Origin of the sequence: Mesonia mobilis DSM 19841 (assembly GCF_000423405.1) — a bacterium.
Classification (GTDB): Bacteria; Bacteroidota; Bacteroidia; order Flavobacteriales; family Flavobacteriaceae; genus Mesonia; species Mesonia mobilis.
Window position 1 is genome coordinate 391,189 of the sequence record NZ_AUHX01000001.1, and the last position, 13,460, is coordinate 404,648.

The 13,460-nt window shown below is 35.4% G+C and carries 10 protein-coding genes; 6 read left to right on the forward strand and 4 right to left on the reverse strand.

Translation table 11 applies throughout. The annotated features are described in order from the left end of the window. Nucleotides 1-4: 4 nt before the first annotated feature. Nucleotides 5-4,384 (reverse strand): translocation/assembly module TamB domain-containing protein, encoded by a 4,380-nt coding sequence (locus G551_RS0101730; protein ID WP_229797287.1) that lies wholly within the window; start codon nt 4,382-4,384, stop codon nt 5-7. A gap of 195 nt (nt 4,385-4,579) precedes the next feature. Here G551_RS0101730 and tsaD point away from each other — a divergent pair, with 195 nt between their 5' ends. The 6 genes from tsaD to G551_RS0101760 are packed head-to-tail and all read left to right on the forward strand — an operon-like array spanning nt 4,580 to nt 9,838. Continuing rightward, on the forward strand, nt 4,580-5,602 hold the full coding sequence (tsaD, locus tag G551_RS0101735) for a tRNA (adenosine(37)-N6)-threonylcarbamoyltransferase complex transferase subunit TsaD (protein WP_027883947.1): 1,023 nt from the start codon (nt 4,580-4,582) through the stop codon (nt 5,600-5,602). 10 nt (nt 5,603-5,612) lie between these two features. Further along, complete coding sequence (locus G551_RS0101740) at nt 5,613-6,323, forward strand: 16S rRNA (uracil(1498)-N(3))-methyltransferase (RefSeq protein ID WP_027883948.1); 711 nt, start codon at nt 5,613-5,615, stop codon at nt 6,321-6,323. Between the two features lie 38 nt (nt 6,324-6,361). Next, entirely contained in the window at nt 6,362-7,003 is a 642-nt protein-coding gene (locus G551_RS0101745) for a DUF4159 domain-containing protein (protein WP_027883949.1), read from the forward strand. A gap of 3 nt (nt 7,004-7,006) precedes the next feature. Continuing rightward, a complete protein-coding gene (locus G551_RS0101750; protein ID WP_027883950.1) occupies nt 7,007-7,534 on the forward strand; it encodes a TrmH family RNA methyltransferase in 528 nt (175 codons plus the stop codon). A 12-nt stretch (nt 7,535-7,546) separates the two neighbouring features. Next, nucleotides 7,547-8,644, forward strand: a complete 1,098-nt coding sequence (locus G551_RS0101755) for an AI-2E family transporter (RefSeq protein ID WP_027883951.1) — start codon at nt 7,547-7,549, stop codon at nt 8,642-8,644. Further along, complete coding sequence (locus G551_RS0101760; RefSeq protein WP_308426724.1) at nt 8,645-9,838, forward strand: class I SAM-dependent methyltransferase; 1,194 nt, start codon at nt 8,645-8,647, stop codon at nt 9,836-9,838. Between the two features lie 5 nt (nt 9,839-9,843). Here the strand turns inward: G551_RS0101760 and G551_RS0101765 are convergent, their stop codons facing one another. The 3 genes from G551_RS0101765 to G551_RS0101775 are packed head-to-tail and all read right to left on the reverse strand — an operon-like array spanning nt 9,844 to nt 13,446. Continuing rightward, a complete protein-coding gene (locus G551_RS0101765) occupies nt 9,844-10,524 on the reverse strand; it encodes a hypothetical protein (protein ID WP_036243089.1) in 681 nt (226 codons plus the stop codon). Continuing rightward, a complete protein-coding gene (locus G551_RS0101770) occupies nt 10,514-11,797 on the reverse strand; it encodes a phenylacetate--CoA ligase family protein (protein ID WP_051191175.1) in 1,284 nt (427 codons plus the stop codon). Before G551_RS0101770 ends, G551_RS0101765 begins: the two co-directional genes overlap by 11 nt. Beyond that, on the reverse strand, nt 11,797-13,446 hold the full coding sequence (locus G551_RS0101775; protein WP_156876733.1) for a C45 family autoproteolytic acyltransferase/hydolase: 1,650 nt from the start codon (nt 13,444-13,446) through the stop codon (nt 11,797-11,799). The genes G551_RS0101770 and G551_RS0101775 overlap by 1 nt, the downstream gene beginning before the upstream one ends. Nucleotides 13,447-13,460 lie beyond the last annotated feature (14 nt).

Genomic DNA, 13,460 nt, shown 5'->3' on the forward strand with positions numbered 1-13,460 from the left:
TGAATTATTTCCCAGGAAAGTTAATATAATCAGGGGCTAAAGATTTAGGATTCTCCTCTACTTCTTCTGGTACTTGTTCAAGTTTCATTTCTTTATTCAAAATCTTATAAATCAATTCTTTAAAAGTATCGAAATCTACCGCGTAAGAAAGTCCGACTCCTTGCGTGTAACCCCATTGCTGACCAATATACTGAATGTTATTCTCGCGATTAAAAAGATTTGCGCGTAAGGTTCCGTCTTCATTCAACAACATTTCTACTTCAACATTACCTACAACTACAGATTGGGTAACGCCGCCAATAGGAACCCCTACTCGACCATTAATTAAGATTTTTTCGCTAATTTGAGTTGAAAGCGTTACCCCAAAACGATCGGCTGTATCTTGATCTGGAGTTCTATCTCCTTGTACATAATCGATACCTACTTTAAACTTCCCGTCGTCGTCTGCAAAAATATCGTCAAATAAACCGGAAGCTCTTTCTGCTAAAAGATTACCCGGCGCATTTTGACCAACACTGTATTGACTGTAAAAACTCCCTTGTGTGATTAACGATAATGCTTGTATTTCTGTATTCTGGCGATCGCTAATTCGGTATTCTAACTCAGACTTTACGACCGAACTTAAGTTAGGATATTCTAAATTAAAGGTTAGATCGGTTTCAGTAAGTTCTCCGTTTAAATCGATATAAACTTCCACCGGAATATTTCTGTTGATCGTTGGGTTTTCTAGCAATATGGCAGGGTTTGCATCTACTTTATACAAAGCTCGAACGTTTAGATCTGCTCGTGTTGGGCTACCATCCCAAGTGATATTTCCGCCAGAAACTACTTGAAATTCTTTTTGTACCAAGCCGGCATATTTAAAATTATAAACCCCGTCGTAAACCACAAAATCTCCCCACATATTAAATTTACCGTTGGTATTAATTTCGATAAGTAAAGTTCCCGCTCCGCTACCTCTTAATGTACTTCCGCTGGTTTGATCGACCACGATTTCTACTTCAGCATCATTTGTAACATCTAATTCAAAATTTAATTCTAAGCCTTTTACTTCTTTCACATTAATTTCTTTCCCTTGTTGGCGTGCTAATTTTTCTTCAGGAGTTAAGAAGTAAATAAAAGAGTTGTTACCAATAGTTTCGGTATCGTTCAACGGAATTTTAAATACGGTTCCTTCTTGTGTTTCTGCTACAACATCGATCACCAACTCATCGGTAGGACCACCAATATTTGCACTTCCGCTTATAAAACCGGTTCCGTAATACAAGGATTCTTCCGTATAATCGGTATCTAGAACGAGTAGTTTTTCTGGTGCGATAATATCCAAATCCATACTCCACTCAGAAAAACCTTCGTGAGAAATTCGACCATCGATCACCCCTTTGGTATTGTATTTAGTATCGGTAACATCGACGTGGTTAAATATAAAATCTTGTTTCGTTAAATCGACCACGGCATTATCTTGCAGGTTTAAATCGACATTTAAATAAGGTATTTTTAAACCGGCTTCGCTTAAGGTTAATCGCCCAGACATTTCGGGATTTCGATAATCTCCTGTAATTTTTGCATTTCCGAAAGCTAAGCCTCGAATATCTGAAATTACATCGGCGCCCAACGCACTAAAAGCATTCAGCTTAAAACTATCGAAGTATAAATTTAGATCGATATTCGGGTTCTCATCGCTAACGTTAATGCTTCCGTTACCTCGTAAAAAATCATATTCATCGTCACCAAGTAAGGCATTGATGTTATATTGCGTTAAACTTTCGTTACCTTCAATATCTAATTTTAAATTTCCGTAGGTCACATCGTTTACCGCTATATCTTGTATTTTAAGAGAAGATGTAGGGTAATAAACTCCGTTTTCTTGGTAAAAATCGAGTTTACCGTTTACAATTCCGTTTAGGTCTAAGCTGTCTAAACTAGGAGTAATTTTAGCGAGATCGACTTCCTTAAAGTTCAGTTTAAAATCTTTATAGGTCGAATCTCTTGCTTCTCCCGTTAAACTAATTAGTTCATCTTTGTGATTGAAAGTAAGCGTATCGATCTTAAAACTACTTAAATCTTTCTCGAAAACGATGGTTTGATTTTTAGTGTTTTTTTGATTGATAAACCAATCACTTTCTTTAAATCTAATATTCGATTTACGTAACCCGATCACCGATTTTTGCTCTTCGTTAATGGTGTGGAATAAACTAAAATTGAAATCGTCATTATTATTTTTACCACCTTTAAATTCTGACCTGATAAATAAGGTATCGTTTAGCGTTACGTTGATCAAGTTGAAATCTGAGGCGTTATAATATTGGGTTGAAATACTATCTACTTCAACATAGGTATTGAATAAGGGGTTAGAATTATCGATTTGTAAATTCACCTTTTCGAACATATTCTCGAATACATTGATTTGTGGCGAACGAAATGTAAGTTCAAAATCAGATTCTTCAGACTCTACGCTACCGCGAATAAAAGTATTGGGTGCTAATTCTATATCTGGAAAAAATACTTCAACAATCTTATTGTAAATATCGAAGTTAAAATCGAGGTATTGATTACCTTCAATAGCAATAGGTTTGTAATTGGTATATAAACTTCCCACCGCATTTTGAAATAGCGCAGGAACCTCATTGATATTAAAAATTCCTTCTACTTCCCCACTAATTACATCTGGAGAATTGATCTGTATTTTACGAATTTCATTATTAAAAGATGAAATTACTTTAAGCTCTTCAAACTCAAATAATTCTTCGTGATTTTGATAAGAAAAATTGTTCAGCGATAATTCTCCTCGTGCATCGTTAAGGTTATTTCCTTCTACATTCATCACGATATCACCTTTCATCACGGCAATACTATCACGTCTCACAAAATTTAAAGCATTTAGATCGGCGTAAGCCACGCTTGCTTTAAAATCGTAAACATTTTGCGTTCGAGAAACATCGGCTAAACCATTAAATTCAAATTGAAAATTAGGATCTTTACTTACCAGTTTTCCGTTGAAATAAGGATTATCTAAAACCCCTAAAACTTCAATATTTGTATAGGTATAACCATTAAAATGTAATTTTTTAATGGTTCCTTCTAAGCGCGTGTTTAACGTGGCTTGCGTAAAACCAATCCCATCTACGTCTAAATTGAACGTAGCTTTTCCTAAAGATGAATTACCAAGTAATCGACCTAAATTAAATTGGTTAAATTGAACATTTCCTTTGTAACGTGCAAAATCTGAATCGTTTAAATCGTCCAGAGTAAGGTTTAGATTGGCATTTCCTAACTGAGTGGTGATCGTTGAATTAGTCACGACTTTACTTGGAGTCGCACTTAAAAAACCGCTAAGATTGGCGCTTCCTATTTCTCTAAGTTTCTCCGGTAAATTGTTGCCTAATATATTCGGAAGTAAATTGACCAAGTCGTAATAATTGGTAGAAAGCTCTTCAAAATTTCCTGAAAGTTCAAAGGTTTTTTGTTGATCGACCAAATCTGTAAAATGTAAATTTCCATTCACGACCGTACGATCCATACCGGTTAGTCTCCAGTTTTGAAGTTCAAAATCGTTGAGTGTTCCTTTAAAATCTCCGGTGAAGTTAAAATCTTCTGTGGTTCCAAATTCAGCATAAAGTTTTTTTAGATCCCGAGTATCTGCTGAAGATTCTTTGAAGTTTGCCGTAATCATCACATTATTTTCAAAATCGGCTAAACCTCCTTCTTCATAATCAAATCTAATATCGCTTACCAATTTAGAGTTTGGCGTTTCTAACACCAAATCTTCAAAATCCATACTTTCTAGCGTATAGCGAAAGTTAGTCGCTAAATTGGTGATCTCAATACCACGTTGCTCTTTTGCTTTTAAACTTTCTATATCTACCGAAACATTAGGACCTTCAACTACTAAATTTGCCGCATTAATATTGAGATCATTAAAAAATAATATTTCTGGGTTATCGAGATTTTCATCAACATAACTCAACTCACTATCGTAAGCAATAATATGGCTTATAGTTAATACAAAAGGTTGTTGCTGTGGTTTTCCGGTATCAAACTTATCGCCAAAAATGCTTAGGTTATCTTTTTTTTCGCCTTTATAATGTCTAATATTCAGCTTTAGACGATCTGCGGTTAAGTCACCAAAATCTAAATGACTTCCACTTAAAATCGCCGGAACATTAATTAGAGATGTATTAATTTCTTTAGCACTTATAAGACTATCTTGATGATGATCGGCAATATAAACTTCATCTAAAACTACTTTTCCGTTGTAAGAAATACTAATGGCTTTTACATTAATATCGGTGCCGTATGTTTCGTTTAACGAGTTGGTTACCTTTTTTGCGACAGAAGTTTGTACTGCCGGTATCGAAAACACAAGTACTAAAACAATAAACAATAGTAAGATGGCTACTATTATTCTACCTAATATTTTAAAAAATCTTTTAATGTGATTTAAGATTTAGTTTGTTTTCTTTAATCTCGTTAATGTTACTAATTTTGCATCGTCAAAAAGACGTACAATTTTTACTGCAATGCAAATTTAAGTAGCTTTGTCAACAATATTAACAATTTCTGTACCTAAAAATACATAATGGCTTCACAAAATATTTATATACTTGGTATTGAGTCTTCGTGTGACGATACGGCAGCTGCTGTACTTTGCAACGGAAAAATAAAAAGTAATATTGTAGCTACCCAAAAAATACACGAAGAATATGGTGGTGTGGTGCCAGAATTAGCGTCGAGAGCGCACCAACAAAACATCGTTCCGGTGATCGATCAAGCTATCAAAAAAGCAGGAATTACCAAAGAAGAGCTTTCTGCGATCGCCTTTACACGCGGCCCGGGTTTAATGGGTTCTTTGCTTGTAGGAACTTCGTTTGCCAAATCGATGGCGATGGCGCTCGATATTCCTTTAATTGAAGTGAATCACATGCAAGCGCATTTACTGGCGCATTTTATTGAAGAAGATGGTTTTGAAAAGCCTAATTTTCCTTTTTTAGGATTAACCATTAGCGGCGGTCACACGCAAATTGTAAAAGTAACCGATTATTTTACGATGGAAGTAATTGGCGAAACTCTTGATGATGCGGTTGGAGAAGCTTATGATAAATGCGGAAAAATGCTGAATCTCCCCTATCCAGGCGGACCTCTAATCGATAAATATGCCCAAGAAGGGAATCCGAAAGCATTTCCTTTTCCGAAGCCTAACGTGAAAAATTTAGATTTTAGTTTTAGCGGACTCAAAACTTCGATGCTTTATTTTCTAGAGCGAGAACAAAAACTGAATCCTAATTTTATCGAAGAGAACTTAAAAGATATTTGTGCTTCTTTTCAATTTACGGTCGTAAAAATTTTGATGGATAAACTTAAAAAAGGCGTTAAACAAACCGGAGTTAAAGAAATTGCCATTGGTGGCGGCGTTTCTGCCAATTCGGGTGTTAGAACCGCACTTACAGAAGCACAACAAAAATTTGGCTGGAAAACCTACATTCCTAAATTTGAATATACCACCGATAATGCGGCAATGATCGCCATTGTAGGTCATCATAAATATCTGAAAAAAGAATTTTCAGACGCCAGTATTACCGCAAAAGCTCGTTACGCTCTTTAACCTTATCGCTATGCAATTATTTTATAATCCGGCAATTTCTTCAGAAGATAAAGAAGTTATTTTTCCTAAAGACGAGAGTAAACATATCGTTAAGGTTTTGCGTAAACAAGAAGGTGATAACTTGAACATTACCAACGGTAAAGGCTTTTTGTTTTCTGCTGAAATTATTGAAGCTAATCATAATAAATGCAAAGCAAAAATCACCGCTGTCGAGCAAGAACGTGATAAAAAGTATCATATTCATTTAGCGGTGGCGCCGACCAAAATGAACGATCGTTTTGAAACCTTTTTAGAAAAAGCTACCGAAATTGGTCTCGATAAGATCACGCCTATAATTTGCGATCATAGTGAAAGAAAAGTGGTAAAAATAAATCGTTTTGAACGTGTTTTACAAAGTGCGATGAAGCAATCACTTCATTATTCGATGCCAGAAATTTCTGAAGCAATATCTTTTCAAGAATTTATTCAGCAAGAACAAAACGAACAGAAATTTATAGCGCATTGCGAAGAAAATGAAAAAAAATCACTACAAAAAGAACTAGAGCCCGGTAAAAGCTACACCATTCTTATTGGTCCTGAAGGCGATTTTTCTTCAGAAGAAATAAAAAGTGCCATTAAAGCAGGTTTTATTCCTGTAACTTTAGGAAATACGCGTTTACGTACCGAAACTGCTGCCATTGTTGCTGCGCATACGGCTGCTTTAATTAATGAGTTTCAGTAATAAAATTCTCTTTATATTTATTGAAATTTTCAACAGCTATGCAAAAGCTTTTTACGCTACTTTTTTGTTTAACTTTTACATTTTTACAAGCGCAAGATATTGCCGTTTTAAAATATAGCGGTGGCGGCGATTGGTATGGTAACCCAACGGCATTACCCAATTTAATAGAGTTTTGTAATCAGAATATTGGTACCAAAATCAATACAAAACCAGAAAGTGTTGAACCCAAAAGCACCGATATTTTCAGCTATCCTTTTTTGCATATGACGGGACACGGAAATGTGTTTTTTTCTGAAGAAGATGCTCAAAATTTACGGAATTACTTAATTAGTGGAGGTTTTTTGCATATCGACGACAATTACGGAATGCGACCTTATATTGAAAAAGAACTTAAAAAGGTGTTCCCAAACCTAGAATTACAAGAATTACCGGCAGATCATCCCCTATTTTCTTCAGCCTTTAATTTTCCTGAAGGTTTACCAAAAATCCATGAACACGATGGTAAACGTCCGCAAGCTTTCGGAATCACTTACCAAAATCGTTTGATCTTATTATTTACTTTTGAGAGTGATCTAGGTGATGGTTGGGAAAATCAAGAAGTACATAACGACCCGCAACAAGTGCGTGAAAAAGCTTTAAAAATGGGTGCGAATATCGTAAAATATGCTTTTGAAAATTAGGTTATGAGTGAGCAATTAGACCATTATTCTACAAATTTTTCTTCAGAGAAATTTCCGATCATCTTAATTACAGATCAAGTCAATAGCCCGGCGAATTTGGGCAGTTTATTTCGATTGGCCGATGCTTTTCATATTGAAAAAATTATTTTCTGCGGAATTGATGAAGAAGTCATTAATAGTAATCGTTTAAAACGCACCGCTCGATCTACCCAAAACAGTGTAGCTTTTCAGTTTGAAGAATCTATTGAAACAGTTATTGAAGAGCTTCAGCAACAGAAAATAGAGATTTTCGCTTTAGAAATTACCAACGATAGTATTCCGGTAGAAGAAATTCAACTTCAAGAAAATAAAAAGATTGCTTTAATTATTGGTGATGAAAATTTAGGCGTGAATCAAAATTTGCTCGAAAAAACTTCAGCCAACTTACATATAAAAATGTTCGGTAATAATAGTAGTATGAACGTCGCACAAGCAACCGGCATTGCATTATATGAAATCACAAAAAAGTTGAGTTCATTTCAGCAGAAATAATATCTTTACACTGTGAGCAAATCTTTAAGTAAATCTATCGCCTTCGGAATATTAAAAGCACTTGCCGTTGTGTTGGGTGTTTTGGTATTCTGTTATTTTATATATCAAGTACAATCGGTCATCGTATATATCGCCATTGCTGCGGTAATCGCCTTAATTGGCAGACCGGTAGTTATTTTCTTAAAAGATAAATTACGAGTTCCCAACCGAATAGCGGTCGTTATTGTTTTGCTTTTGTTTTTAGCCGCTTTTGTGGGACTTATCGCACTTTTTGTCCCGATTATCGTTCAGCAAAGTGAAAATTTAGGTCAGATAGATCTCGATGCCTTTAAAAAAGATTTGAATGCGTTAAATGCTCAAGTTCGTGAGTTTTTAGGTGTTAAACAAATTGACATTATTGAAGGTTTTAGGCAAACCAGTTTTGTAAAAAACTTTGATCTTCAAGTGATTCCCGACTTTATGAATCTACTTTTTGGCGGATTAGGTACGGCTTTAATTGGAGTATTCTCTATAATTTTTATTTCATTCTTTTTACTTTCAGACAGTTCGTTAATGCTGAATAGCGTTTTGGTATTTTCTAATTATGGCGACGAAGGCCGTTTTAAACGTGTTTTCGATAAGATTAAAGTGTTGCTTTCTCGCTATTTTGTGGGATTAACGCTTCAAATTTTAGTCTTATTTATTTTATATACCATTTTGCTTACAGTTTTTGAAGTTGATAACCCGATTGCGATCGCATTTATTTGTGCGTTTTTAAATATCGTTCCTTATTTAGGTCCGCTTTTCGCCGGTATTTTAATGATGCTTTTTGTAATTTCAAGTAACTTAGGAGCCGATTTCTCAACGGTAATTCTTCCACGACTTATCTATGTTTTGAGTGGTTATGCGATTGCACAGCTTATCGATAACTTTATCAATCAGCCTTTAATTTTCGGAAAAAGTGTAAAATCGCATCCGTTAGAAATATTTTTGATTATTCTCATTGCCGGGCTTTTATTTAATGTCGTGGGAATGATCGTGGCTATTCCTGTTTATACGGCGATTAAAGTGATTGCGAAAGAAGCTTTTAGCGAATATAAAATCGTTAGAAACCTTACCAAAGATTTATAAATGTTGAATAAAGGACTACTTCAGCCGGAAGTTCAGGAGTTTATCAACAACAATTTAAAAACAGATCTTCCGCAGTTAATTTTAAAAGGGAGTCCGTTTCCTCAGGTTTCTATACAAGAGATCGCCACACAGATCGAAACCAAGCGAAAAGCTGAAAAGAAAATACCAAAGTGGTTTTCTACGGAAAAAATAATCTATCCCAAAAGTCTTAATTTAGAGCAAACCTCTTCTCAAATTACCGCGACTTATAAAGCTGAACAAATTGAAGGCGAATCGTTGATCGATCTCACCGGTGGTTTTGGGATTGATAGCTTTTTCTTTGCTGAAAAATTTCACGAAGTGATACATTGTGAACTTAACGAAGAACTTTCAGAGCTTGTAAAACATAACTTTCAATATTTATCTAAAAAAAGCAATCTAGAATTCTATACCGGCAGTGGAATAGATTTTTTGAAAAACACCAATCAAATTTTTGATTGGATCTACATTGATCCTTCTCGTAGAAATGAGGTTGGCGGTCGCGTATTTCGTTTAGAAGATTGTGAACCTGATATTCTTCAACATTTAGAATTGTTGCTGAAACATGCTCGCAACGGAGTTTTCATGAAAACTTCCCCACTACTTGATTTAAGTTTAGGGTTAAATGAACTGAATTATCAGGTAGAAGAAATTCAAATTATCGCGGTAAATAATGATGTAAAAGAATTATTATGGAAAATCACGTCAAAAAAAAATGAAGATGAACTTCCTGTAAAATGTATCAATTTTAATAAAGAAACTCAACAAGAATTTCAGGCAGATTTTTATAATGAAACTACTGCGGAAGTCAATTACAATGAACCTCTTCAATATTTGTACGAGCCAAATGCAGCCATTTTAAAAGGCGGATTTTTTAATTCGGTTGCAGAAAAATTTCAACTTCAAAAAATCGCTCCACATAGTCATTTATACACTTCTGAAGAAAAAATTGAATTTCCCGGTCGCGTATTCAAAATCGAGGAGCAACTTCCTTTTCAGAAAAAAAGTTTTAAAAAACTCGGTATTTCGAAAGCCAATGTTACTACGAGAAACTTTCCGTTAACGGTAGAACAGATCAGAAAGAAACTTAACATCAAAGATGGCGGAAATACTTATTTATTTTTTACTACAAATTCAACTAACGAGAAGTTGATTTTGGTTTGTAAGAAGGTTTGACTAAGCTATTTTAATCGATCACTCAAAGCTTTGATCAATGCCTTCTTTTCTATTAAATCTTCTAAATTGGCTTCAAAAGAGATCGCTTTTCTCAAATTAGGAAGGGCTAATTTTCGTTTTGCCATCGAGTTAGAGGTTAGTAAATTGAAGTAATTCATCGATAAAATCAATAATTGTACGCCATCAATTTTACGAGTTTTAAAACCTAATTTTTCAGCGGTTCGTGCATTTAAAATATAAGTAGTCCCGGTAAATTTCACTTGCTTGTTTTCACCGTTTTCATAAGTTTCGATAAGATTAAACAAACCTTCTAAATATTGTTGAAGAATATAATTTGTTCGTTGTTGACCGTTCCATTTAAAATCCAATACAAAATAATAATCTAATAAGGTTCCGCCATGTATTTTCACCACTCCGTTTTTCTCTTTTTCAGTAATCAGAAAATTAGAATAGTAAATCAATCTTCCGGTTTTTTGATTGGTCGGTACATCGATAAACGGAGCGATAATCGTAATCAACAAGTAAAAAACAAAAATGGCAATAAAGAAAATTTTAGCATGCCAAGCAAGGATCAAACTCGGTATAAATAAAAGAATTGCAATCGCAATTACCTTAAGCTGAATTACTTTTTTATCTTTTTCCGTTTTTTGATAAAAAGGATGACTATTTTCTAACTTAAACTTCATCAGTTTTCATTCTTTCATCTAAAAAACGAATAGGTTTACGATGATTCGGGTTAAAAATAGTTTGCTGAAGTTTTTTTGTTTTCCAAAAACTAATTTCCGGCAGAACCCTTAATTTTGCTCGAAGATGAGCTTTTAAAGCAGCTAATTTTTCCTGTTGAAAAGAATCCGGTAAAATAACTTCTAAATGATCAGTTCCCACTTGACTGATAGAAACTTTTACCAAATGCAAATCGATTCCCGGCCAATCGGCCAAAGCCTCGGTAATTTGTGGCGGATAAATACTGGTGCCTTTATATTTAATGAGCTGTTTTTTTCTACCCAAAACCGAACTCAATCGCGCTCCTTCCCGACCACATTTACAAGGTTCAATAATTTTCTTAACCAAATCGCCGGTGGCGTAACGTATAAGCGGCATCGTTTCGATCCCGAGCGTGGTCACGACCAACTCTCCTACTTCACCGTCGTTGACTAAATTACCTCGTGCGTCGACAATTTCGGTATAAATGAGATCTTCCAGAATATGATTTCCTTCGTGTGCTTCACATTCGGTAAAAGCGGTGCTCATTTCTGTGGAAGCGTAGGTTGAATACAATTCGATTCCCCACAATTCTTCAACTTTCTTCCCTAAAGCATTGAGTTGAAAATTCTCATCTCGTAAAGATTCACCAATGCAAATCGCAGCTTTAATCGAGGTATTTTTACAATCGATTCCGTTGGCTTTGGCATAATTACCTAACTTAATTAAAAAGGAAGGAACTGCCACTAAATATGTCGGCTGAAAGCGATTAATTGAATCCCACTGCAACTCCGGCACTCCCGAACCAACCCGAACCAAACCGGCACCAAGCTTTCGCAATCCCAGAAAATAAGCCATTCCTGCGATAAAACGACGATCTAAAGTGGTTGTAATTTGCACCACATCGTCCGGAGTGACTCCCGCTAATTGAAAGGATTTTTCTTCATTCGCCGCCAAACGTTGCAAGTCGGCTTCATTTAAAGCAAAAGTCACCGGTGCTCCCAACGTACCGGAAGTAGTCACGTAATCGATAATTTCTCTTTTGGGAACACAAATAAAATCCTCATTTCTTGAAGCTAGATCATCTTTCGTGGTGATAGCTAACTGCGTTAAATCTTCCGCTTTTAAGTTATTGGCAGAAACCCCTAATTGCTGAAATTTTTCCTGATAGAAAGCAGAATTTTCTTCCACATATTTTAATTGCTGTTGAAGTAATTTCCAGGTTGCTGAAGGGATTTGCGTTTGAATAGGTTTCATTAAATTTTTCGGTAACTTTTTTTAATTCGTTTTTCGAGCATTTCTACATCGGGCAAAGTCGTCACTTCTCTTCGCAAAGCTTGTTTATAGTAAACAATGGCTTTTTTATAATTTTTTTGCTGAAAGTAATACTCGCCCACCCAATAATAAGCTTTCCAAAAATCAGGATTTAAAGCGACAAAACTTACTAATTTTTCTTCAGAAATTTCTTCTTCTTGCTGAATTTTATGTTGAATCTCCCGACTTTCCTTACGATAAAGTTCATAGTTTTTAAATGCTTCAGAGTCTAAAAATGGATCTTTTTTAATCAATAAAGAATCAATGCTTTTTAACGAATGATCACCGTTTTCAAATTCAGCAAAAACTTCATCTAGATCATACGCTACAAAAGCTCCTAATTGGTACGGACTTGAAGAAACCCATACCTTGCGCTCTTCGGGTTGAAAAATAATACCATGATGCGCTAACAATTGATTGATCGCCAACTCATTTCCGAAACCTAAAGTTTTGTCTTCAACTCCTTTTTTATCGCGTAAAATTGCGGCGGCTTTTTCGGGGTTGAGTTGTTCATTTTCAGCTAATAATTCTTTCATACGGTCGTAGCGTTGTTGCGTATGACTGTTTTTTATCGCCGATTGATTTCTTGAATCTTCGGCATAAGCTTCACTTTGAAAGTGATTCGAACAAATTAATTCCGAAGAATTTTCAACTTCATAAACTCCAAAATTTTTAGGGGAAACTTCAATTAAAATGGCTTTTATCTCTTCTGCACTTCCCACCATAATCGATTCTGAAACAAAAACTTCTCGCTTTTTAGCAATGGCAATGGCTTCTTCAGTCGTTCTGGCGTATTGTAAAATTTCTCTTGTAACCAGAGAAATAGGCGTTTTGGCAATCAACGGGATTTTAGATTTCCCCGCGTTGATGGTTACGGTAAGTCCGTGCTCGTTCATCCCGCTTACCGAACCAATAAATCCCGGCCAAGAGTACATCATAAATTTATAACCGCTATCCGGATTAAAAAATTCGATGATTTTTTCTTCGTTAAAGGTATCCCCGGCATAAAAATCAAAATTCCTGCCGATCAATAATTGTCCGTTTTCGGTATGCTCATCCCAAGCGGCAAACGATGTACAACCCACCAACATCAAATCGCTCAGCGCGTGACCGATATCATGAGCGCCGTGCAAATACAACGAAAGCACATAAGGCTTGGCAAACTCATCATAATCGTGCGAATTGAATCGGGAAATCCCGTAAATTTCCTGCTTGTATTCTTCAGGAATATGCAGGTACATTTTTCGGTTATACCATTTCACGACCTTACTTAAAAACTTTTTCTGTTGGGGAGAATCGACAAAATCGTCAAGTTTTCCCATAAAAGCTTTTTCTTGTTTCTTTAGTAAATCCTGACTTAAACTACCGATCGCTAAACCGCGTTCTAACGGATTTCCTTCGACATACAATTCCCATAAACCGTACTGATTTTTTTGAAGGGAATTATTACCTAATCGATAATATTCTTCACCTTGCTGAACACGAACCGTGTCGATCAATTCTATTCCGGTGAGATCGGGTCGGTCTTCCAAGGATTTTTTTACTCCACAAGAAGTGAGAAATACTATGAAAATGAAAGCTAAATATCGCATCGACAACAAATATA

Coding starts and splice junctions, on each gene's coding strand:
- G551_RS0101770 (WP_051191175.1), bottom strand. CDS start 11,797: ATGAAACCTATTCAAACGCAAATCCCTTCAGCAACCTGGAAATTACTT.
- tsaD (WP_027883947.1), top strand. CDS start 4,580: ATGGCTTCACAAAATATTTATATACTTGGTATTGAGTCTTCGTGTGAC.
- G551_RS0101765 (WP_036243089.1), bottom strand. CDS start 10,524: ATGAAGTTTAAGTTAGAAAATAGTCATCCTTTTTATCAAAAAACGGAA.
- G551_RS0101760 (WP_308426724.1), top strand. CDS start 8,645: ATGTTGAATAAAGGACTACTTCAGCCGGAAGTTCAGGAGTTTATCAAC.
- G551_RS0101745 (WP_027883949.1), top strand. CDS start 6,362: ATGCAAAAGCTTTTTACGCTACTTTTTTGTTTAACTTTTACATTTTTA.
- G551_RS0101750 (WP_027883950.1), top strand. CDS start 7,007: ATGAGTGAGCAATTAGACCATTATTCTACAAATTTTTCTTCAGAGAAA.
- G551_RS0101775 (WP_156876733.1), bottom strand. CDS start 13,446: ATGCGATATTTAGCTTTCATTTTCATAGTATTTCTCACTTCTTGTGGA.
- G551_RS0101740 (WP_027883948.1), top strand. CDS start 5,613: ATGCAATTATTTTATAATCCGGCAATTTCTTCAGAAGATAAAGAAGTT.